Genomic DNA, 21,828 nt, shown 5'->3' on the forward strand with positions numbered 1-21,828 from the left:
AGAGCGCGCCGGTCCCTCAGTAGTGACCCATAATGCCGCGCTCGCGGGTTTTCCCGACGAACCAACCGAAGATGACGTATCCAACGGCGAGATACGCGACGCTACTCGCCACGAGAGCCGTCAATTCGACCGGCGAAAACTCCCAGAGTCTGGCCCCGTCTATCATCGCTCGCGTCAAGAGGTCGCTACCGAAACTCAGCGGCAAGAGAGCCAGCATCGGCCCCTGAACCACTCCCGGAGCCGCGATCAGTCCCACAAAACCGAACTGGAGCAACTGCTGTACGTTCTCGATTCGCTTGTACAGCAAGGAGAGCCCGGCGACGAAGTAGCCGATTCCGACCGCCGGAAGGATCGTGACGACGAGCAGGGGAACGATCGTGACGACGTCGATCGCAAGCGATCGACCGGTGGTCACGAGCATCAGTCCCAGCAATCCGATCGCCAGCCCGGTGCTGACGACGACGTTAAAGATCGTCTTGACTCCCAGCACGCGGCCGATGCCGAACGGAGACATGTACAACTGCTCGAGCGTTCCCCACTGAGCTTCCTGCATGATGCTTCGGGCGACATCGAAGTACGCAGCACTCGCGGCCAGAAACAGGAAGAATCCGATGACGACGGTATCGAGGGCGCTATCGATGCTGTCACCGCCGACAGTTTGTCCGCCGAAAAAGACCATCGCAAACATGATGTAGACGCCGAGAAGCATCAGGACCGTGTTGAGCCAGTAGCGCTTGAGCAGGATGAACTGCTTTTCGAACACCGCAATTAGGAGTCTCTGATGGCTGGTCATTCGACTACACCTCACCGTCGTCGATGATGTGCAAGAAGACCTCTTCGAGGTCCGGCTCGACGGTGTCAACGGATACGAACGTTGTCGTCGACTCCCGAAGAACGTCCATCATCGCGTAGAACTCGTTTCCCCGCACGGCGGTCGTCTCGAAGCGGTGGCGATCCCCGCGGTCGGTCCACCGAGTGGCGCCGAATCGTTCGGTCAGTTCGGTCTGGACGTCGGTCGATAGTTGGCCCCGAACGGTGATGCGAAAGGTCTGGGTGTGAAAGACGTCCAAGAGATTTTCGACAGTGTCGTTGGCGAGTATCTCGCCCTCGTTCAAGATGATAACGCGATCACAGACCGCCTCTATCACTTGCATGTCGTGACTCGAGAGAAGCACCGTCCGACTGTCTCGAGTGACCAGTTGCCGAAGTTCTTGGCGCAACTCCAACGAACTCTCGACGTCGAGCCCGAGCGTTGGCTCGTCGAGAAACACGATCGGAGTCTCCCGGACGAGCGTACACGCCAGCGACGCCTTTTGTTTCATTCCTCGCGAGAGTTCGTTGACGGTGGTGTCGGCTTTCGATTCGAGACCGACCTGAGAGATGACTCGATCCACTCGATCCGGCTCAGCCGGTTCGTCCCCGAGGCGGGCGAAAAATCGGACGTTCTCACGAACTGTCAGTCGCCAGTAGATATTTCGTGCCCCCTCGAGCATCGCCGCCACCGATCGGTACACCGTTTCGGGCGACTCCTCGACGTCGGTTCCACAGAGTCGGGCGACACCGTCACTGGGTCGAACGAGACCCAGAAGCATTTTGATGGTCGTCGTCTTCCCGGCGCCGTTTGGGCCGAGTAGGCCGACGACAGTACCTTCCTCGACCTCGAACGAGACCCCGTCTACCGCGGTGACGGTATCCGAACCGGTTCCGTACGATTTCGTCACCCCGTTGACGGATACGACCGTCTCGGATCGGCCGTGGGAACGGGATTTGTCCTGTGAATATCGATTCGAAACTTCTGCCTCGCCGTTCATATATTAAACTGTCTCTCACCTATGCATTTAACACTTATTAGTAGTGTTAAATACATCTGCTTGTGAGATAGTGGTAAACATAGTGCGGTGTATTCGATGCGATTGACGGGACATTTTGCCAAATTCTGTTATTTCTGAGATTGATAGAATGATTTAAGTTTCTCTCCCTATATTTTCCATCTGGTTATGGCAGTTGTAAACCAAGATGTAGATGCGATCGGTGGATCAGCCAACCTGAAGAGCCAGTTTGATTCGACGTTCGAATCGGATACAGCGTCGAATCCGACCGTCCAACTCACGACGTGGACGACTGTTACCACGACGACTACCACCGGAACGGTCGACTAACGCAATCCCCCGTTTTCGACGACGACCGCAACGACATCCCGGATACTTTCCACCTATACATACAAAAGATTTAATTATTAGTAATATGAATAGTAGACTGGCTATGTCCACAGTTCAGAATACGATTGGCGGTTTCGAAGCAATGAAAGCCGACTTCGATTCGGAGTTCGACATTCGCGAACTCGCTCCGATCCGAGCCGACGATACGATTACGACCACGACGACGGTCACCGTTACGACCACGACGAGCGCGCCGTTTTCCTGTAGCTGCTGAACCGAACCGACCGGTCGAGCGGCTATTTCGTTTTGTCGATCCACCGTTTGAGGACCGACCGCGGTAGCAAAGCGGAACGCGAATCACTAATTCTTAAACGCAGTCGCTGTTAATGACTGCCCGATGACGACGCTACAGTCGCCCGGACCGACGCTCGGGGTCGTCGGCGGCGGCCAACTCGGACGGATGCTCGCCGAAGCGGCAGGCCCGCTCGGCGTGGAGGTTATCGTTCTCGATCCGACGCCTGACTGTCCCGCAGCGCCGCTCGCTCGAGACCAGATCATCGCCGAGTTCGACGACGAGGAGGGGATTCAACAGCTCGCGGAGCGATCGGACGTCCTCACCTTCGAGATCGAACTCGCCGATCAGGAGGTACTCGAGCGCGTGAGCGACGAGTCGGGAACCCCGGTTCACCCGCGACCGGGAACGCTCGAGACGATCCACGACAAACTCGTCCAGAAACGCGAACTCGAGGACGCCGGGATTTCGGTCCCGTCGTTCCGGGCCGTCGAAGATGCCGACGATATCCGCGATTCGATCGACGACTACGGCGCGCCGGTGATGCTCAAGGCCCGAACCGGCGGCTACGACGGACGCGGGAACGTCCCCGTCGAGTCGAAAGCCGACGCGGAAGCGGCTCTCGAGTCGGTCGCCGGCCCCGCGATGGTCGAATCGTTCGTGGACTTCTCTCGGGAGGTTTCGGTCATCGCGGTCAAGGGATACGGCGAGACGGCGACGTTCCCCGTGGGTGAGAACGTTCACGAGGACGAGATTTTGCGAGAGACGCTCGTCCCCGCGCGCACGGATCCCGATACTCGAGAGCGGGCCAAATCGCTCGCGACGGACGTGCTCGAGGTGATGGACGGACGGGGCGTCTACGGAATCGAGCTATTCGAAACTCCCGACGGCGACCTGCTGCTCAACGAAATCGCCCCGCGGCCGCACAACTCCGGCCACTGGTCGATCGAGGGAGCACACAGTTCTCAGTTCGAACAGCACGTTCGAGCCGTGCTCGGCTGGCCGCTCGGATCGACCGACCTTCGTTCCCCGACGGTTTCGACGAACCTGCTCGGCGACGTCGACGAGGAACGCGAAGCGACCTTACGAAACGTCGAGCAAATCCTCGAGACGCCGGCGGCCCACCTCCACTGGTACGGTAAGCGGGAGGTTCGGCCGCTGCGGAAGATGGGGCACGTGACCGTGAGCGCGCAGAAGAAAACTAGCACAGCAGGATTCGAGGACGAGGACGGAGAATCGAGCGAAGAAGCAATCCTCGAGTCCCACCTCGAGACCGCTCGAGCCCTTCGGGACGCGGTGACGTTTCGGACTGACTAACTACCTCGAACGCGGTACCCCACTCAATGGCAGACTCCGTGGAAACCCTCATCGATCGGCTGCACGACGAAGCGGAACAGGACAAACCAACCGAGGAGACGCCGGACGTGGGTATCGTCATGGGAAGCGATTCGGATCTCGAGGTGATGATGACCGGCGGTCGTCGTTCGGGCGCCTACGACGCGCTGGTCGACGAGCTCGGATTCGGCGAGCAAACCGATTACGAGCACGCGCCCGACGAACGCTTTACCTTCGAAACGTACGTCACCTCCGCCCATCGGACGCCCGACCTCATGACCGCGTACGCCGAAACGGCCGAGGAGCGCGGGCTCGAAGTTATCATCGCGGGCGCGGGCGGGAAGTCCGCCGACCTGCCGAATATGACGGCCTCGATCGCGTATCCGCTCCCTGTTATCGGCGTTCCAGTGCAGGAAAAATCCGTCGATAGCGTCATCGGAATGCCAACGGGAGCGCCGCTGGTGGCGGTCGACGCGGGGAAGTCGTTCAATGCTGCACTATCTGCCGCACAGATTCTCGCACGGCAGTACGACGACGTTCGCGAGCGCCTCGTTTCCTATCACGAGTCGCTCCAATCCGAGGTTGGAACGGTCTCTCGAGAACTGCACGACGATGGCGTTGCAGAATATTCGTCCAAGAGCCAATAGGGAACTGTCCTATGAAATTGTAACGTTCTGTTTCGACGACCGGTAATAGCATATTACCAGCAGAAATATCTCGATTCCCGTTTTTGGATGGTTGTTCATTTTTGAAACCCCCACAGCGGCCCGTTTGCTGCTAAATATACCGGAAACCCAAAGAATCAACCCTTATATGCATGCGGTTTGAACCTCCGAACGTTACGGAGATGAATGAATGGATCGCTGTGGGGATGCTGGCGTTCGTGGGATTACTGATTCCGCTCGGCATGATGGCGGTTTCGTATCTCATCCGACCCAGCGTACCCGAAACGAGCAAACGCGCCACCTACGAGAGTGGCGAGGTCCCGACCGGTGGGACGCGCATTCGCTTTAACATCCAGTACTATATGGTCGCACTTCTCTTCCTCGTCTTCGATATCGAAACCGTCCTCCTGTTCCCGTGGGCGGTCGTCTATCTGGATGCCGTCGAATCGGATGCCGTGTCCCTTCTCGAAATACTCGGTCCGATGCTGTTGTTCGTCGCGATACTCCTCGTCGGACTCGCCTGGGCGTGGCGCAGCGGTGCAGTACAGTGGGCACGAAGTCCGTACCAGGTCGAAGCGGAGGCTGATCGACCATGAGCAACGAACCCCGCCAACAAATCTACGACAGTACCGCCCCCTCGACTGATACCCGAGAAGCGCGAATGGGCGAGGGACTCGACAATCGATTCAACTCGAAGCTTCGGGAGGCCTTCGGTGCGTCGCCGTTCATCCTCACGAAGTTCGACCAGTTCATGAACTGGGTTCGAGGAAACTCGATGTTCATGCTACAGTTCGGGATCGCCTGCTGTAGCATCGAGATGATTCACACGTACGCGATCAAACACGACCTCGACCGATTCGGTGCCGGTGTGCCGCGTGCGTCGCCGCGACAGGCCGACGTGATGATCGTCCCGGGGACGATCGTCTCGAAGTTCGGACCGCGAATGAAACGCGTCTACGACCAGATGCCCGAACCGAAGTTCGTCGTCGGGATGGGGTCGTGTACGATTTCCGGCGGCCCCTTCCAGGAAGGCTACAACGTCGTCAAAGGTGCCGAGGAGATCATCCCGGTCGACATCCACGTTCCCGGCTGTCCCCCTCGGCCCGAGGCGCTTGTCTACGGCGTCGCGAAACTTCAGGAGCGGATCAAAAACGGCGAATCCTCTCCCGTCGTCGTCAAGCCGTACGAACTCGAACAGTTTGGCGACTTGCCGAAGGACGAACTCGTCCAGAAACTGGCGGACGACATCGACGAGGAGGATCTCGTCATGCGCTACAATTGGGCTGATTCACCATGAGTACCGAAATCGAACGACGACCGCAGGACGTCGACGTCACCGAAGACGAACTCGAGGCGCTGATCGGCGACCGCGCGATCGGTCGCGACGATCACCTCAATGCGCCCGGATTCGTCGTCAATCCGGACGACGTTCAGGAGGTCCTCTTCGATCTGCGCGACGAGGCGGGGTTCGATCACCTCTCCTGTCTCACCGCACAGCAGTACGAGGATCGATACGAGTCGATCTACCACTTAAAGAAGTACGTCGACCCGACACAGGAGGTTAGCATCGTCGTCCCGACGAGCCTCGACGATCCCGTCAGTCAGTCCGCGGAGCCAGTCTTCCGAACGGCCGACTGGCACGAGCGCGAAGCGTTCGACCTCGTCGGTATCGATTACGAGGGCCACCCGGATCCGCGACGGATCCTCCTTCCGGAGACGTGGCAAGGCCACCCGCTCTCGAAGGAGTACGATCAGACGAAACCCCAACTCGTCACGCTTTCTGAGCACGAAAACCCGATTCAGCCGGATCACGTCGACTCGGAGTCGGACACGATGTTCCTGAACGTCGGTCCACACCACCCGGCGACACACGGTGTGCTCCACATCAAAGCGGTTCTGGACGGCGAAACTGTCCTCGACGTCGATCCCGACGTCGGCTATCTACACCGCTGTGAGGAGCAGATGTGCCAGCAGGGGACCTACCGCCACCAGATCATGCCGTATCCCGACCGCTGGGACTACGTCTCCTCGGGCTTGCTCAACGAGTGGTCCTACGCTCGAGCGGCCGAGGATCTGGCGGACATCGAGGTACCCGAGTACGCACAGGTCATCCGAACGATGGGTGCCGAACTCTGTCGGATCGCCTCGCACATGCTGGCGCTAGGTACGTTCGCGCTGGACGTTTACGGCGACTTTACGGCCGTCTTCCAGTACGCCTTTCGCGACCGAGAAGTCGTTCAGGACATCCTCGAAGACCTCACCGGTCAGCGGCTGATGTTTAACTACTTCCGGCTCGGCGGCGTCGCCTGGGATCTGCCGGAACCCCGCGACGAGTTCATCGCACAAACGCGCGATTTCCTCGACGAACTCCCGGCCAAGGTCGACGAGTACAACAACCTCATCACCTCGAACGAGATTTTCCAGATTCGCTGCGTCGACACGGGAATCCTCGAGCCCGAGGTCGCCAAAGAGTACGGCTGCACGGGGCCCGTCGCTCGCGGCTCCGGCGTCGATATCGACCTTCGGCGAGACGATCCGTACGGCTACTACGAGAACCTCGATTGGGACGTTATCACCGAAGACGGCTGTGACAACTACTCTCGAGTGCTCGTCCGGATGCAGGAAGTCGAAGAATCCGCGAAGATCATCGAGCAGTGTCTCGACTTGCTCGAGGAGTGGCCCGAAGACGAACGGGAGGTCCAGGCGAACGTCCCGCGGACCCTCAAACCGGACGCGGACACGGAAGTTTACCGCGCCGTCGAAGGCGCGAAAGGCGAACTCGGCATCTACATCCGATCGGACGGGACGGACAAGCCCGGCCGGTTCAAGATCCGAAGTCCGTGTTTCCACAACCTCTCGGCGCTCGAGCAGATGGTCCAGGGCGAGTACATCCCTGACCTGATCGCGTCGCTGGGCAGCCTCGACATCGTCCTCGGCGAGGTGGATCGATGAGCCGGGGCGCGACAGCGGAGTCGTTGCAGGTCGCCGGCCCGCTGCAAGTCGGCGAGCCGCTGCTTCCCGAACGGATCAGCGACATCACCGGACTCGGCGAGTTCGGGGTGGCCGGCGAACTAACCGCCGCGTTTCTCGCCGCGTTCCTCGTCGGTAACTTGATGCTCGCGATGACCGGCGTCGCCGGTCCGTGGGCGAAACGAAAGATTACCGCCGCGTTCACGGATCGGATCGCGGTGAACCGTGCTGGTCCAGCCGGACTGTTCATCATCGTTGCAGACGCCGTTCGACTCCTCTCGAAGGAGAACATCATCCCGGAAAACGCCGATCGGCCGGCCTACGACCTCGCGCCGATCGTCGTCGCGTCCTCGGCGATGCTCGGATTCGCGGTGATTCCGATGGGCAGCGGCGTTCAACTCGCGGACCCCGAAGTCGGGCTCGCCTTCGTCTTTGCCGTCGCCGGAATCGCAAGCCTCGGATTGGTGATGGCCGGCTACGCATCGGCGAACAAGTACTCGATGCTCGGCGGACTCCGTGCGGTCGCACAGAACGTCGCGTACGAAATTCCGCTCGTCGTCACCGGGATGTCGGTCGTCATCTTCGCCGGCTCGCTGCAGATGAGTACGATCGTCGACGCCCAGACACAGACGTTACTCGAGTTCGGATTCGTCTCGATCCCGGCCTGGTACGCGCTCGTCAATCCCTTCGCGTTCGTCCTCTTTCTGACGGCGAACTTCGCGGAGGTCGGGCGGAACCCGTTCGACACGCCGGAAGCACCGACCGAGATCGTCGCCGGCTACCAGACCGAGTACTCCTCGGTCTACTTCGTCCTGATCTACCTCGGGGAGTTCTTACACATCTTCCTCGGCGGGGCGATCATCGCGACGATCTTCCTCGGTGGACCAGCCGGTCCCGGCCCTGAACAGTTAGGAATCGTCTGGTTCCTCATCAAGATCTGGGGCGTATTCATGCTGACACAGTGGCTCCGCTCTGCGGTGCCACGGGTCAGAATCGACCAGCTAATCGAAATCGGCTGGAAGGGCCTGTTGGTCCTTTCCTTTGCGAACCTTGTGCTCACCGCGGTAATCGTGGGGCTGATAGCATGATTGGGATACTCAAATCGATGGCAACGACGATGAAGCACGCACTGGATGGCTCTACGTTCACCGTGGAGTACCCCGAGACTGCGCCGGACGTCTCGCCGCGGTTCCGCGGCGTCCACAAGTTTAGCCAGGAACGCTGTATCTGGTGTCGCCAGTGCGAGAACGTCTGTCCGAACGATACGATTCAGATCGTGATGGACGACAAACGCAACGGCGAACAGTACAACCTCCACATCGGACAGTGTATCTACTGTCGACTCTGCGAGGAGGTCTGTCCAGTGGACGCGATCTTGCTCACCCAGAACTTCGAGTTCACGGGTGACACCAAGAACGATCTCGTCTACAACAAAGAACAGCTCAAAGCGGTGCCGTGGTACAAAGACATCGACCCGCTCGAGTCCCGAGAACCCGATCGGGGCGCCTGGATCGGCGAAGGCGAAGGGGAGGTCGATTATCAATGATGGAGGCGATCGCGTTCTCCCTGTTCGCGATCATCACCCTCTCGAGTGCGCTCGGCGTCGTTCTCTTCAAGGATCCGTGGCACTCGGCGCTTATGCTCGGGATTTCCCTGTTGAGCGTCGCGGTGTACTACGTCATGCTCGCCGCGGAATTCATGGCGATGATGCAGGTCCTGGTCTACGTCGGCGGCGTGCTCATCCTCATTACGTTCGCCGTCATGCTGACCCAGCGTGACGCGAGCGAGATCGACGAGCAGGAGGTGACAAAGTCGTGACAACACGACCGGAACTCAGGCTTGGTTCGTTTCTCCTCCCCGGCGTGCTCGCGGTCGCACTGTTCGGAATGATGGCGGCAATCGTGTTGAACACCTCCTTTACCGGATCGATGCAGGGGTTCCCGAACGGGATTTCGATCACGTCCGAGATCGGCTACGCGCTGTTCGATCTCGAGCCGCTGCAATCGACCGAGGGATCGATGGGCAACACCGAGCCGTTCCTCGTTTCGTTCTTCCTGGTTGCGATCGTCTTAGACGCCGCACTCGACGCCGCGCTCGTCCTCGCGAAACGCGAAGACGAGGGCGAACCGGTCGCGGCGCTCTCGAGCCAATCGACTGGTGTAAATGCGGGTCGGCGCGGCAACATCGCCTCGGTTACCGACGATGATGCCGAGTTCCGATCCGGATCGGGATCGACGGACGATGGATCCGTCCAGACCGACGGAGGTGAGGACGCATGATCGGTATCGAACACTACGTCGTGCTCTCGATGGCCCTGTTCTGTATCGGGCTCTTCGGCGTTCTCACCCGGCGGAACGCACTCATGTTCCTGATGTCCGTCGAGTTGATGCTCAACGCGGCGAACATCAATCTGGTCGCGTTCGCGTTCTATCACGGCAACATCACGGGACAAATCTTCGCGTTGTTTACGATAGCGTTGGCCGCCGCGGAGGTGGCCATCGGTCTCGGTATTATCCTGGTACTGTATCGCAACTTCCGTGACGTCGATGTCACGGTCCCGTCGAAGATGAGGTGGTAAGACGATGGAAGGGTTCTTTACATACGCACCGGCGATAGCACTGCTCCCCCTCGCGGCGTTCGTCGTCGCGCTCTGCTTTGGCAACGCGATGCCGAAGAAGGGTGCCATCGCGGGTATCTTCGCGACGGCCGGCTCGCTCGGTCTCTCGCTGTTGATGCTCGCGGCCGTCGCGAGCGGCGAGGTACACCACGAAACGTACTACGAATGGGCGGTCGGCGACACGGCGGGCCACACGGCCGCCGAGGGAATCTCGTTCACGTTCGGGATCCTGATCGATCCGCTCTCGGCGCTGATGCTCGTCATCGTTTCGCTGATCGCATTGCTCGTCCACGTCTTCAGTCTCGGTTACATGAACGCCGAAGGCGAGAAGGGTCTACCGCGGTACTACGCCGAACTCGGGCTCTTTACGTTCAGCATGCTCGCGTTCGTCTTCGCGGACAACCTGCTGATGGCGTTCATGTTCTTCGAGCTCGTCGGGCTCTGTTCGTACCTCCTGATCGGCTTCTGGTTCCGAACGAAGTCCGCGCCCTCGGCCGCGAAGAAGGCGTTTTTGGTCACTCGATTCGGTGACTACTTCTTCCTGGTCGGCGTCGTCGCCATCGGCGCGACGTTCGGGACACTCGCCTTCGCGGGCGACGGGTCGTTCGTCGCGGAAGCCGAGGCCGCCATCGACGGCGGCGAGACGCTGTTCGGCTTCGACGCCGGGACCTGGGTCACGATCACCGGCTTACTCGTGTTAGGCGGCGTGATCGGGAAATCCGCGCAGTTCCCGCTTCAGACCTGGCTTCCCGACGCGATGGAGGGGCCGACGACCGTCTCGGCGCTCATTCACGCGGCGACGATGGTCGCGGCCGGCGTCTACCTCGTCGCGCGAATGTTCGGCTACTACGCACTTAGCCCGGAGGCGCTCGCGATTATCGCCTTCGTCGGCGGCTTTACCGCACTGTTTGCGGCCACGATGGCCGTCGTCAAAGACGACATCAAACAGGTGCTGGCGTACTCGACGATCAGCCAGTACGGGTACATGATGCTCGGCCTCGGCGTCGGCGGCTACGTCGCCGGGGTTTTCCACCTGATGAACCACGCCTTCTTCAAGGCGCTCTTGTTCCTCGGGGCCGGTGCTGTCATCATCTTGATGCACCACGAACAGGACATGTGGAAGATGGGCGGCCTCAAGAGCAAGGCACCCGTCACCTACTACACGTTCCTCGCGGGCGCCCTCGCACTCGCGGGCATCATCCCCTTCTCGGGCTTCTGGTCGAAAGACGAAATCCTCTACGACGCGATTATCCTGGGCCTCGAGAGCAACGTCTTCCTCGCGGCCTACGCGATGGGACTGCTCGCCGTCTTCTTTACCGGATTCTACACCTTCCGGATGGTGTTTCTCACCTTCCACGGCGAGCCGCGATCCGACGAGGCGAAAGACCCGCACGAAATCGGATGGAGCGTCAAGGCACCGCTGGTCGTCCTCGGCGTTCTGTCGCTGGTGGCGGGCGTCGCGAACCTCGCTCCCGTCGGCAAGCTCCTAAACGTGGACATCATGTTCCTCGAGGGGTGGCTCGACGGCGAGTACGGCGGACTCGAGGAGCTGACCTACGGCTTCTACGGGGACATGTTACCGTACGAAACGGGACTGATCGGCGGCGCTGAGGAGACGACCCTGCTCGTGGCCGCCGCGCTCTCGCTCGGACTGGCCTTTAGCGGGGCGGGACTGGCGTGGAAGCTGTACAACGTCCCAGAACCCGCTGAGCACACCCAGCGACTGGGTGGCGCTCGCGATGTACTCCGGAGAAACTACTACCAGGACGAGGTACAGGTCTGGCTCGCGGAGGGCGTTACCCTCCCCCTCGCTCGAGCGGCCGATCGGTTCGATCAGACGGTGATCGACGGCGTCGTCAACGGCGTCTCGAGCGTGAGCCTGTTCGGCAGTAGCTGGCTCAAGCGCATTCAGACGGGAATCGTCACCAATTATGCGGCGCTGTTGGTCGCCGGGTTCATCGGGTTACTGCTCGTCCTCGGCGTGTACGGAGGGTGGTTCGTATGATGATCGAGTTATTAATCGGAGTCGCACTAATCGGTGCACTGGTCACGTTCGTCGCGCCGAATCGCATCGCCGGGAAGCTCGCGTTCGCGATCAGTCTCGTTCCGGCGGTGGTGAGTATCTACTTGCTCACCGCGTTCGACGGAAGCGGGAACGCGTTGCTCGCAGATGGCGGGACGATCGCGTTCGAGTCCTCTGCCGAGTGGATTCAACTCGGCGAGTACACGATTTCGTGGTTCGTCGGGCTGGACGGTATCAGCCTGCCGCTAGTCGTGCTGACGACGGTACTGACCACGCTCGCCATCGTGAGTTCGTGGACGCCGATCGACGAGCGCGAGTCCCAGTTCTACGGACTCTTGTTGTTCATCGAAGCGAACCTGATCGGCGTCTTCGCGGCGCTGGATTTCTTCCTCTGGTTCATCTTCTGGGAGGCGGTCCTCATCCCGATGTACCTACTGATCGGGATCTGGGGTGGCCCGCGCCGGAAGTACGCCGCGATCAAGTTCTTCGTCTACACGAACGTGGCGTCGCTGGTGATGTTCGGTGCGTTCATCGCACTCGTCTTCAGCCTCGACGTGACGACGTTCGCCCTGCCTGAAGTAACCAACGCGATGCTCAACGGCGGCCCGCAGGCCGAAATCTTCGGTCTCGGGGGCACGTCGCTCGCGTCGGCGGTCTTCCTCGCGATGTTCCTCGGATTCGCGGTGAAGGTGCCGATCGTTCCGTTCCACACGTGGCTGCCCGACGCCCACGTCGAAGCGCCGACGCCCGCATCGGTGCTTCTGGCCGGCGTTTTGCTGAAAATGGGGACCTACGCACTGTTGCGATTCAACTTCACGATGTTCCCAGACGAGGTCGTCAGCACGTTCGCGATTCCGATCGCCGTCATCGCCGTCATCAGTGTGATATACGGCGCACTGTTGGCGCTCGCACAGACGGACCTCAAACGCGTCGTCGCGTACTCCTCGGTCTCGTCGATGGGCTACGTGATCCTCGGACTGATCGCGTTCACCCAGTTCGGCGTGGGCGGCGCGACCTTCCAGATGGTCAGCCACGGTCTCATTTCGGGGCTGATGTTCATGGCGGTCGGCGTTATCTACAACGCGACCCACACCCGGATGCTTACGGATATGTCCGGGATGGCGGACAAGATGCCGATCGCCGTCGGCGTACTTATCGCGGGCTCGTTCGCCTACATGGGCCTCCCGCTGATGAGCGGCTTCGCCGCGGAATACTTCATCTTCTTCGGGGCCTTCGGCTCCGAGTTCCTCGAGTACGCGCCGATCTTCACCGCGTTGGCGATGTTCGGCATCGTCGTCGTGGCCGGCTACCTGCTGTTTGCACTCCAGCGAGCGGTCTTCGGGCCGTACCAACTGGAAACCGACTACGACGTCGGCCGGGCTCCGCTTCACGACATCGCGCCGATGTTCGTGTTGCTCGCGATCATCATCGCACTCGGCGTCGCACCGGAGTTGATCTTCGACATGATAACCGACGCAGTTGATCCGATCTTAGAGCACGGAGGTGGGAGCTGATGTTCCCGATCGAACTGTCCGGGTGGGCCGCGTTGGCACCGGTGTACATCCTGGTGCTGACGGCCATGGTGCTTTTCGTCTTCGACAGCATCAACCCGCGAACGACGAACCGCGCGCTCCTCGCCGGGACGACGACGGCGGGCTCGCTCGCCGCACTCGCCGTCGCCGTCTGGTTCCTGTTGGCCGGCGTCGGAACGCCACAGGCCGACGGCGGCTTCGGAGCCATCGACCTCTTCGACGGTCAACTCGTCGTCGATCAGCTCGCGCTGTTTTTCATCGTCGTCGTGACTGTCGTCACGTCGCTCGTGGCGATCGCGAGCTACGACTACATGGAGGGCCACACCTACCAGGCCGAGTACTACACGCTCACCCTGCTGGCCGCGACGGGGATGGCGACGATGGCCGCTTCCAACAGTCTCGTCACGATCTTCATCGCCCTCGAGCTGGCGAGTCTCCCATCCTACGCGCTCGTATCGATCCTCAAGGATAACCGCGGAAGCATCGAGGGCGGGCTCAAGTATTTCCTGATCGGCGCGCTGTCCTCGGCGATCTTCGTCTACGGGATCAGCCTCGTCTACGGCGCGACCGGCTTCATGCAACTCGACGCGATTGCGGACAACCTCGACGCCGACTACGGGCCCCTGCTCGGGCTCGGCATCCTGATGCTGATCGGCGGCTTCGCGTTCAAGACCGCGAGCGTTCCGTTCCACTTCTGGGCGCCCGAAGCCTACGAGGGGGCACCCGCGCCGATCGCGGCGTTCCTCTCCTCGGCCTCGAAGGCCGCCGGCTTCGTGATCGCCTTCCGCGTGTTCACGACCGCGTTCCCACTCGAGCCGACGGCGTCGGTCATCGGCGTCGACTGGACGGTCGCCTTCATCATCCTGGCGATCGTGACGATGACGATCGGGAACTTCGCCGCGGCGACCCAGACCAACGTCAAGCGGATGCTCGCGTACTCCTCTGTCGGCCACGCCGGCTACGCGCTGATCGGGTTGGCCGGGCTCGGAGCCGGCGCGAACGACGTCGTGATGGGTGCGGCGTTGATGCACCTGTTCGTCTACGGCTTCATGAACACCGGCGCGTTCCTGTTCGTCGGCCTGGCCGAACACTGGGGCGTCGGGCGGACCTTCGAAGACTACAACGGACTCGGGACAAAGGCGCCGATCGCCTGCGTCGCGATGACGGTGTTCATGTTCAGCCTTGCCGGAATCCCGCCCTTCGGCGGGTTCTTCAGCAAGTACTTCCTATTCAGTGCCGCAATCGATGCGGGGCTGCTCGTCGTCGCCGCGGCGCTCGTGATCAACAGCGCGCTCTCGCTGTACTACTACTCGCGACTCGTCAAGGCCCTCTGGATCGAGGAGCCGGTCCTCGAGCGCGAGTCGCTCTCGCAGCCGGTCGGGCTCTACGCTGCGATCGTCTTCGCGGCCGTGATGACGGTTGTCGTCCTGCCCGGATTCGGTCCGGTCGCCGACGTCGCCGTCGACGCTGCGGCGGCAGTCGTAGCTTGAAACCCGGTAGCTTTTACCTTCCGGAGTGGCAAGCCGCGATATGGTTTTTCGGCTCGTGCTCGGCTGTGGGACCGTCGGCCAGCCCATCGTTGAGCGACTCGCAGAGCACGACGACCGATTGCTCGTTATCGCAGACGCTGCGAACATCGTCGAAACGCTTCGAGACGAAAGTATTCCGGCACGTCGCGACGATCCGACCGACCGCTCTGTCCTCTCCGCACTCGAGATGCCGGACGAGATTTTCATCGCGAGCGACCGAACCGACATCAACCGGGCCGCGCTCGAGGCGGCCCGCGATCAGTTTCCGGAATCCATGATCGTCGCGTACCTCGGCGGAAACGCGGACCGGACGGATCGAGAGGCGTTCGAGGCCCGTGCGGACAGGGTCGTCGATCCGTCGACGTCGCTGGCCGACGACATCCTCAACAAATCGGCGAGCTCGTCCGCGAAGAACGCGATCGACCTCCGATCGCAGCTGTCGAAAATCGACGGGCGACTCGGCGTCTTCATGCACGATAATCCGGACCCCGACGCCATCGCGAGCGCGGTTGCGCTCGTAAAAATCGCGAAGTTGGTCGGAGTCGATGCCGATGCCTGCTATTTCGGAGAAATTTCCCACCAGGAAAACCGGGCGATGGTGAATCTGCTCGATCTGGATCTGAAGAACTTCGAACGAGACGATCCACTCGGCGCGTACTCCGCGTTCGCGCTCGTCGATCACGCTCGGCCCGGAGTGAACGATCAACTGCCCACGGAACTCCACGTCGATATCGTCATCGATCACCACCCGCCTCGCGGGCCGGTTTCGGCAGAGTTTGTCGACCTGCGCGAAGGTGCCGGCGCGACGAGTACGATTCTCACCGAATACCTCGATCGGTTCGGACTGGACATCGACCCGCGAGTGGCGACAGCATTACTGTACGGCATTCGAATCGACACCAACGACTTCACCCGCGAAGTATCGTCGATGGACTTTCAGGCCGCATCGACGCTGTTGCCGGTCGTGGATACGACGAAAATATCCCAGATAGAAGATCCAACCATCGGCGGCGACACGCTCGAGGTCATCGCTCGGGCCATCAAGAACCGCGAGCAACGGGAGTCGGTCGCCGTCGCTGGCGTCGGTCGGCTCGGCGACCGCGATGCGTTACCGCAGGCGGCGGATCAACTTCTCGCGATGGAAGGAGTGAGCACGACGCTCGTGTTCGGCTTTCAGGACGAGATGGTGTTCCTGTCGGCCAGATCTCGAGCGAGCAACGTCGACCTCGGCGAGACGCTTCGAGACGCGTTCGATCCGATCGGGAGCGCCGGCGGCCACGCCGACATGGCGGGTGCACAACTCGAGATCGGGATTCTCGGCGGTGCCGACGACGAGGACGAAAAGAACTCGATCTTCAGCGTCATCGAAGAGGTGATCACGGATCGATTCTTCGAGGCGATCCGAACGCGGCCGGGGACGCCGGTTGGCGCCTACGACCGGACGAGCGAGTGGTTGTTCCAACCGGACGAGAACGAACAAAGCGACGGCGAGTCGGCCTGAGAGTGGTCTGAATGGTCACGCGTCTGCGGTAGCCAGAACGCCGAGAAGACAGTACTTTTGCGCCCCGACACCGAAGGAAGCGGTATGGACGTTGTCTCGGAGGGGAAACCGCCGGTCAAAGAGTACATGACGCGGGAAGTCGAGACGGTCTCGCCCGACGCGACCGTGTTGGAGGTGGCGTCGCGGATCGCCGAGAGCGACGAACACAGCGGGTTCCCGGTCTGTGAGCGTCGACGCGTCGAGGGATTCGTCAGCGCCCGCGATCTCCTTCTGGCCGACGACGACGAGCCGATTTTCAAGGTGATGACCACCGATCTCCTGGTCGCACACCCCGAGATGAAAGTGACCGACGCCGCTCGAGTGATTCTTCGATCCGGCATCCAGAAGCTTCCGGTGGTCGACGACGCCGGCAACCTCGTCGGCATCATTTCGAACGCCGACGTAATTCGCAGTCAGATCGAACGAGCGACCCCCGAAAAGGTCGGCAAGCTGATGCGGACCTTAGAACAGATTCACGAGATCGAACTCTCCCAGGAACGGCGAACCGTTCCGCTCTACGATCTGATCCCGACGCAGGGCCGAGTTTACGCCGACGAACTCGAGGGACGACGGTACGAACTCGAGCACGGCCTCGCCGAACCGCTCGTCGTCATCGATAATAACGGCACCTTGATGCTGGCCGACGGACATCACCGCGTTCTCGCGGCGGACAGATTGAACATCGACGAAATGGACGCGTACGTCATCGTCGTCGATCAGAATATCGACCTCGGAATGGCGAAGACGGCAGCCAAAGAAGAACTCGAAGGGATCGAGGATATCGATGTCGTCGATTACGCGCGTCATCCGCTCGTCGAGACGACGGAACGACTCCAACCCGACGAGGAGTAACAGGTCGTTCTTCCAGACGGTCAGCGTATCGAACTGCTGCGCAGGGTTATACTCATCGAGCGGGTACGGGGCGTATGTCATCGATCGGCGACCGTGTACTCATCGCAGGTGCGAGCGGAGAGACTGGTCGGGAACTACTCTCGGTGTTTCGTCCAACTGACCTTCGGGTTCGAGCGACGACGCGTTCGTACGCGAACGTCGACGAACTCGAGCGACTCGGCGCCGACGAAGTCGTCGTCGCGGATCTCTTCGAACCGGCGGATGCGGTGGAGGCCGTCAAAAATTGTGATATCGTCTGTTGTGCGGTCGGAACGCCACCGAGCATTCGCCACGTCATCGGCGGCAAACTCGTCGATCGAACGGGCGTTATTAATCTCGTCACCGCGTCGATCGGGGCCGACATTTCCCACTTCGTCTTCCAGAGCGCGATCGGTGTCGGGAGCTCTCGGAGTCGAATGCCTCGTCTCGGTCGGCTGGCTATCCGTGCGACGCTCTCTGCAAAACAGGACGCCGAATCAGCTATTCGCCAATCAGGACTGGGTTACACGATCGTTCGTCCGGGAAAGCTGACGAACGAGCCGCCGCGAAACGACGTTCTCGTCGGCGAGGGCGGAGATACGCTCTACGGAACGATTCCGCGAGGTGACGTCGCCCAGATCATGGCTTCGGCCCCCTTTACGCCGGAGGCACGAAATAGAACGCTCGAGGTCGTCACTCGGGACGGATTGGCCGGAACGCCGAAGAATTTGGTCGAGGTTCCGTGGCAGTTCGATCGGCTCGATACCGAACAGGACGTTCGATTTTGATCGAGCAGGGCGTTCGCTTCTAAGCGAGCAACGTTCACCTCCGATCGGTCAGTTGTCGCGTTCGACGACGAACTCGGTGAACTCGAGAAGTTTCCGCGTCGGCTCCGGATCGAGATCGAGTTCTTCGATGCGCCCTCGCGCGGTCTTCGCGAGCGCGAGTGCGCGCTTGCGGGCGAATTCGACGCTTCCGGCGTCCTCGAGGATCGAAAGCGCTTCGAGAATGTCGGCTTCGGTGTTCGCGTCGGCGACGAGAATTTCCTCGAGTCGCTGAGCGGTCGCCGCGTCGCTCTCGTCGATCGCGTGGAGAACAAGGAGCGTCTTTTTCCCTTCGCGGATGTCGTTGCCGAACTCCTTGCCGAAATCGCCCGCACGTCCCAACGAGTTCTCGACGTCGAGGATGTCGTCTCCGATTTGGAAGGCGACGGCGGTGAGTTCGGCGTATTCGGCCACCGCCTCTTCGATGTCGGCCGGTTGGTCCGCACAGATCGCGGCCAATCGTGCGACGATTCTACCGAGGCAACCGGTTTTACAGGCGCACATCTCGAGGTATTGCTCTCGCGTGATGTCGACTTCGCGTTCGTTGTGCCAGCAGATGTCCATTCCCTGTCCGAGATGCGTTCGGTTGAGTTCGGTCGTGAGCATCTCGTAGGCGGCGAGCTTTCGGTCCGCCGGAAGGTCGGCCGGATTGTTCTGCAGGATTTTTAGCGGCAGAAAGTACATCGCGTTGCCCGCATTGAGCGCCACGTCCTGGCCGTGGATGTGGTGCAAGGCAGGGTCACCGCGTCGAACCGACGCTTCGTCCTCGACGTCGTCGACGATGATCGTTCCGTTGTGAAGGATCTCGGGAATGCAAGCGTAGGGGAGATACTCTTCCGGATCCCGCATGAACGCATCGATGAATACCAGAAAGAGGACGGCACGCCAGCGTTTCCCCCCTCTATCGAGGAGCTCCCAGAGCGGATCCGAAAGCGCACACTGAATCGCCTCCGGATCGTACTCGAAGGTTGGCTCGCCGAAGTACGTCTCGAGATACGCCTCGTCGATTTCTCGTGGTAACACCTCGGTGATCGCCTCGTCGATCGCGGGCCGCCATTCGGCGAGCGTCTTCCGCATACGTTCCACCCAGACGGACAGCCCTCAAAAAGATTCAGTTCCGTTCCCGAACGTTACACATTCCTAACACACTTGAAAGACCGTTGCGTTCTCGGGACGTTCGGTATCCCGAACGTTCACGGGTCGTTCGCCTTCCCGAAGGATTACGCCCTCGAGTGCGTACGTGGGCCTATGAGTACGTGGATCGGTGAGACGTTTACGAGCGACGTCGGCTGGAACCATCTCGAGGACTTGGTCGATATCGGGAACCGAATGGCCGGAAGCGACGGGGAGCGCGAGAGCGCGGAACTAACTCGCGATAGGCTTTCAGCGGCTGGAGCGCGAAACGCGCGTCTCGAGGAGTTCGACATTCAGGGCTGGACTCGAGGCGGGAGTTCGATCAGTGCCGACGGTCTCGAACAGTCGTCGATCGCGCTGCCGCGAAGTCCGTCCGAGACCGTTTCCGCCGAACTGGTCGACCTCGAGTACGGACTGCCGGAATCGTTCTCGGACGCGGATATCCAGGGGAAGGTCGTCATGGTCAGGAGCGACATCCCGGACCACTACGAACGGTACGTCCACCGGCGGGAGAAATACTACCACGCCGTCGACCACGGCGCGGTCGGGTTCGTCTACCGCAACCACGTCGAGGGCTGTCTGCCGCCGACCGGAAGCGTCGGGACGCCGGCGGATCCGATCGGCGAGATCCCTGCTGTCGGCGTCTCGAGCGAAGTCGGCGCGCGCCTCGCTCGCCGGTTCAACGGCGACGAAGTCGAGGTCAGCGTCGAAGCCGAAACCGACGAGGCGACGAGTCAGAACGTCCACGCCGAGTTGGGTCCCGAGACCGACGACTGCGTGCTCGTGACGAGCCACGTCGACGCCCACGATATCGCCGAGGGCGCACTGGACAACGGCGCCGGGACCGCAATGGTGGTCGAAATCGCGACCGCGCTCGCTGGCCGCGAAGACGACCTCGAGACGCGCGTCGAGTTCGTCGCCTACGGCGCGGAGGAGGTCGGGCTGGTCGGTTCGGAGCATCACGCAGAGCGGGCGAATCACGACGATATCGTCGCCGTCGTCAACAACGACGGCGTCGTCGGCGATCGGACTCTCTCGCTAACGACCCACGGTTTTTCGGGCCTCAAGTCGGCGGTGGAGGCAATTTCGAGCCGGTACGATCACCCGATCGAGACGAATCCGGACCTCGGTCCGCACAGCGATCACTGGCCGTTCGTCCAGTGGGGCGTTCCCGGCTATCACGTCAAGAGCACGTCCGAAGACGTCGGCCGGGGCTGGGGCCACACCTTCGCCGACACGCTCGAGAAACTCGAGAAACGGAACCTTCGCGAGCAGGCCGTGTTGTTGACCGATCTCGTCGTCCACCTCGCGAGCGACGACGCGACGGTCGATCACAGAACCCCCGAAGCGATGGCCGACGAGCTCGAGGAACAGAACCTGGCCGAGGGGATGCAGATCACGGGCGATTGGCCCTACGACACGTAAGAAACCGGACCACATCCGCACGCTTTTGGTCGGGCCGCCGGAATTGAACCACATGGACTCCGTCGCATGGACTGCGGGCAGCGAGCCGGTTGTCGGCATCGTCGAGGCCGGCACGGATTCGTCGGACGGGAAACCAGAAACTCGAGTCTCGGATGGCCTCGAGGATCTCCTCGCCGAATACGACGGATCGGTCGTCACTGGCTCGGTCGAGACGGTCCGTGCGGCGGACCCGTCGTTCGTCGTCGCGCCGGGAGACGATTCGCTGTTCGAACTCATACAGGCGACCGATTGTTCCGAGGGCCCGATTCTTCCGGTCGATTGTGACCCGGGAATAGCCAGTGTTCCTCGAGCGGCCCTTCCGGACGCGATCAGAGCCGTTCTCGATGGAAACGTACTCGAGCACGAGCATCCGATCCTCAACGTCGATATGGGGAACGGAGAACCGCAACGAGCGCTGTACGATGTCACGTTGGCGACCGACGAACCGGCCCGTATCTCTGAGTACGGCGTCGAGAGCCGTTCCGAATCGGTCGCCCAGTTCCGCGCCGACGGCGTCGTCGTCGCGACACCCGCGGGCAGTCACGGCTACGCGAACGCCGTCGACGGACCGATACTCTCCTCGGCTGTCGACGCCGTCGTCGTGGCACCGATCGCCCCGTTCGATACGCACACGGATCGCTGGGTGCTTCCGGACGAGCGCCTGTCGCTCTCGATCGAACGAAACGAGGACGCTGTTGCTGTGTCGGTCGACGGCCGAACGCTCGAGACGATTTCCGCGGACAGACGCGTCGAAATCGCTGCTGACGGATCGCTCTCGACGCTCGTACTTTCGGATGAGGCCACTCTCGAGGAATAGTAAGAGCCGTTCCGACTGACTACATCCGCCGAGGCGCGGAAACGCTGCAAAAACGGC

General features: G+C 61.1%; 23 protein-coding genes. 20 read left to right on the top strand and 3 right to left on the bottom strand.

Features of this window, described 5'->3' with window-relative positions; translation table 11 throughout:
* Window positions 1–16: 16 nt before the first annotated feature.
* Both ACZ5C7_RS13335 and ACZ5C7_RS13340 read right to left on the bottom strand, forming a co-directional pair.
* Complete coding sequence (locus tag ACZ5C7_RS13335; RefSeq protein WP_464376790.1) at window positions 17–793, bottom strand: ABC transporter; 777 nt, start codon at window positions 791–793, stop codon at window positions 17–19.
* 4 nt (window positions 794–797) lie between these two features.
* Window positions 798–1,811: an ABC transporter ATP-binding protein gene (locus tag ACZ5C7_RS13340; RefSeq protein ID WP_464376791.1), complete on the bottom strand. Its 1,014-nt coding sequence runs from the start codon at window positions 1,809–1,811 to the stop codon at window positions 798–800.
* Window positions 1,812–1,997: 186 nt separating this feature from the next.
* Here ACZ5C7_RS13340 and ACZ5C7_RS13345 point away from each other — a divergent pair, with 186 nt between their 5' ends.
* The 18 genes from ACZ5C7_RS13345 (at window position 1,998) to ACZ5C7_RS13430 (ending at window position 18,320) form a co-directional block, all read left to right on the top strand.
* Window positions 1,998–2,159 (top strand): hypothetical protein, encoded by a 162-nt coding sequence (locus ACZ5C7_RS13345; RefSeq protein WP_464376792.1) that lies wholly within the window; start codon window positions 1,998–2,000, stop codon window positions 2,157–2,159.
* A gap of 103 nt (window positions 2,160–2,262) precedes the next feature.
* Entirely contained in the window at window positions 2,263–2,433 is a 171-nt protein-coding gene (locus ACZ5C7_RS13350; RefSeq protein ID WP_464376793.1) for a hypothetical protein, read from the top strand.
* A gap of 123 nt (window positions 2,434–2,556) precedes the next feature.
* Entirely contained in the window at window positions 2,557–3,768 is a 1,212-nt protein-coding gene (locus ACZ5C7_RS13355) for a 5-(carboxyamino)imidazole ribonucleotide synthase (protein ID WP_464376794.1), read from the top strand.
* 26 nt (window positions 3,769–3,794) lie between these two features.
* On the top strand, window positions 3,795–4,433 hold the full coding sequence (locus ACZ5C7_RS13360) for an AIR carboxylase family protein (RefSeq protein WP_464376795.1): 639 nt from the start codon (window positions 3,795–3,797) through the stop codon (window positions 4,431–4,433).
* Window positions 4,434–4,633: 200 nt separating this feature from the next.
* Window positions 4,634–5,047 carry an NADH-quinone oxidoreductase subunit A gene (locus ACZ5C7_RS13365; RefSeq protein WP_464378449.1) on the top strand — a complete coding sequence of 138 codons (414 nt, stop codon included), beginning with the start codon at window positions 4,634–4,636 and terminating at the stop codon, window positions 5,045–5,047.
* The gene (locus ACZ5C7_RS13370; RefSeq protein ID WP_283834264.1) at window positions 5,044–5,748 is read left to right on the top strand and encodes an NADH-quinone oxidoreductase subunit B; all 705 of its coding nucleotides are present in this window, start codon (window positions 5,044–5,046) and stop codon (window positions 5,746–5,748) included. Before ACZ5C7_RS13365 ends, ACZ5C7_RS13370 begins: the two co-directional genes overlap by 4 nt.
* Window positions 5,745–7,403: an NADH-quinone oxidoreductase subunit D gene (locus ACZ5C7_RS13375; protein ID WP_464376796.1), complete on the top strand. Its 1,659-nt coding sequence runs from the start codon at window positions 5,745–5,747 to the stop codon at window positions 7,401–7,403. The genes ACZ5C7_RS13370 and ACZ5C7_RS13375 overlap by 4 nt, the downstream gene beginning before the upstream one ends.
* Window positions 7,400–8,509, top strand: a complete 1,110-nt coding sequence (locus tag ACZ5C7_RS13380; RefSeq protein ID WP_464376797.1) for a complex I subunit 1/NuoH family protein — start codon at window positions 7,400–7,402, stop codon at window positions 8,507–8,509. Before ACZ5C7_RS13375 ends, ACZ5C7_RS13380 begins: the two co-directional genes overlap by 4 nt.
* Window positions 8,506–8,967 carry a NuoI/complex I 23 kDa subunit family protein gene (locus ACZ5C7_RS13385; protein WP_049952191.1) on the top strand — a complete coding sequence of 154 codons (462 nt, stop codon included), beginning with the start codon at window positions 8,506–8,508 and terminating at the stop codon, window positions 8,965–8,967. Before ACZ5C7_RS13380 ends, ACZ5C7_RS13385 begins: the two co-directional genes overlap by 4 nt.
* The gene (locus ACZ5C7_RS13390) at window positions 8,964–9,239 is read left to right on the top strand and encodes an NADH-quinone oxidoreductase subunit J (RefSeq protein ID WP_464376798.1); all 276 of its coding nucleotides are present in this window, start codon (window positions 8,964–8,966) and stop codon (window positions 9,237–9,239) included. The genes ACZ5C7_RS13385 and ACZ5C7_RS13390 overlap by 4 nt, the downstream gene beginning before the upstream one ends.
* Window positions 9,236–9,700 carry a hypothetical protein gene (locus ACZ5C7_RS13395; protein WP_464376799.1) on the top strand — a complete coding sequence of 155 codons (465 nt, stop codon included), beginning with the start codon at window positions 9,236–9,238 and terminating at the stop codon, window positions 9,698–9,700. Before ACZ5C7_RS13390 ends, ACZ5C7_RS13395 begins: the two co-directional genes overlap by 4 nt.
* The gene (nuoK, locus tag ACZ5C7_RS13400) at window positions 9,697–9,999 is read left to right on the top strand and encodes an NADH-quinone oxidoreductase subunit NuoK (protein WP_464376800.1); all 303 of its coding nucleotides are present in this window, start codon (window positions 9,697–9,699) and stop codon (window positions 9,997–9,999) included. Before ACZ5C7_RS13395 ends, nuoK begins: the two co-directional genes overlap by 4 nt.
* A gap of 4 nt (window positions 10,000–10,003) precedes the next feature.
* A complete protein-coding gene (gene nuoL, locus ACZ5C7_RS13405) occupies window positions 10,004–12,043 on the top strand; it encodes an NADH-quinone oxidoreductase subunit L (protein WP_464376801.1) in 2,040 nt (679 codons plus the stop codon).
* Window positions 12,040–13,575 carry a complex I subunit 4 family protein gene (locus ACZ5C7_RS13410; RefSeq protein WP_464376802.1) on the top strand — a complete coding sequence of 512 codons (1,536 nt, stop codon included), beginning with the start codon at window positions 12,040–12,042 and terminating at the stop codon, window positions 13,573–13,575. The genes nuoL and ACZ5C7_RS13410 overlap by 4 nt, the downstream gene beginning before the upstream one ends.
* Window positions 13,575–15,083: an NADH-quinone oxidoreductase subunit N gene (locus ACZ5C7_RS13415; RefSeq protein ID WP_464376803.1), complete on the top strand. Its 1,509-nt coding sequence runs from the start codon at window positions 13,575–13,577 to the stop codon at window positions 15,081–15,083. Before ACZ5C7_RS13410 ends, ACZ5C7_RS13415 begins: the two co-directional genes overlap by 1 nt.
* Before the next feature lie 40 nt (window positions 15,084–15,123).
* A complete protein-coding gene (locus ACZ5C7_RS13420) occupies window positions 15,124–16,623 on the top strand; it encodes a DHH family phosphoesterase (RefSeq protein ID WP_464376804.1) in 1,500 nt (499 codons plus the stop codon).
* A gap of 84 nt (window positions 16,624–16,707) precedes the next feature.
* Entirely contained in the window at window positions 16,708–17,514 is an 807-nt protein-coding gene (locus ACZ5C7_RS13425; protein WP_464376805.1) for a CBS domain-containing protein, read from the top strand.
* Between the two features lie 74 nt (window positions 17,515–17,588).
* Window positions 17,589–18,320: an NAD(P)-binding oxidoreductase gene (locus ACZ5C7_RS13430; RefSeq protein ID WP_464376806.1), complete on the top strand. Its 732-nt coding sequence runs from the start codon at window positions 17,589–17,591 to the stop codon at window positions 18,318–18,320.
* Window positions 18,321–18,368: 48 nt separating this feature from the next.
* Here the strand turns inward: ACZ5C7_RS13430 and ACZ5C7_RS13435 are convergent, their stop codons facing one another.
* Window positions 18,369–19,433 carry a polyprenyl synthetase family protein gene (locus ACZ5C7_RS13435; protein WP_464376807.1) on the bottom strand — a complete coding sequence of 355 codons (1,065 nt, stop codon included), beginning with the start codon at window positions 19,431–19,433 and terminating at the stop codon, window positions 18,369–18,371.
* 171 nt (window positions 19,434–19,604) lie between these two features.
* Here ACZ5C7_RS13435 and ACZ5C7_RS13440 point away from each other — a divergent pair, with 171 nt between their 5' ends.
* On the top strand, window positions 19,605–20,915 hold the full coding sequence (locus ACZ5C7_RS13440; protein ID WP_464376808.1) for a M28 family peptidase: 1,311 nt from the start codon (window positions 19,605–19,607) through the stop codon (window positions 20,913–20,915).
* Between the two features lie 52 nt (window positions 20,916–20,967).
* Window positions 20,968–21,771, top strand: a complete 804-nt coding sequence (locus ACZ5C7_RS13445) for an NAD(+)/NADH kinase (RefSeq protein WP_464376809.1) — start codon at window positions 20,968–20,970, stop codon at window positions 21,769–21,771.
* The last annotated feature ends 57 nt before the right edge of the window (window positions 21,772–21,828 follow it).

The organism is Halostagnicola alkaliphila (assembly GCF_055379965.1).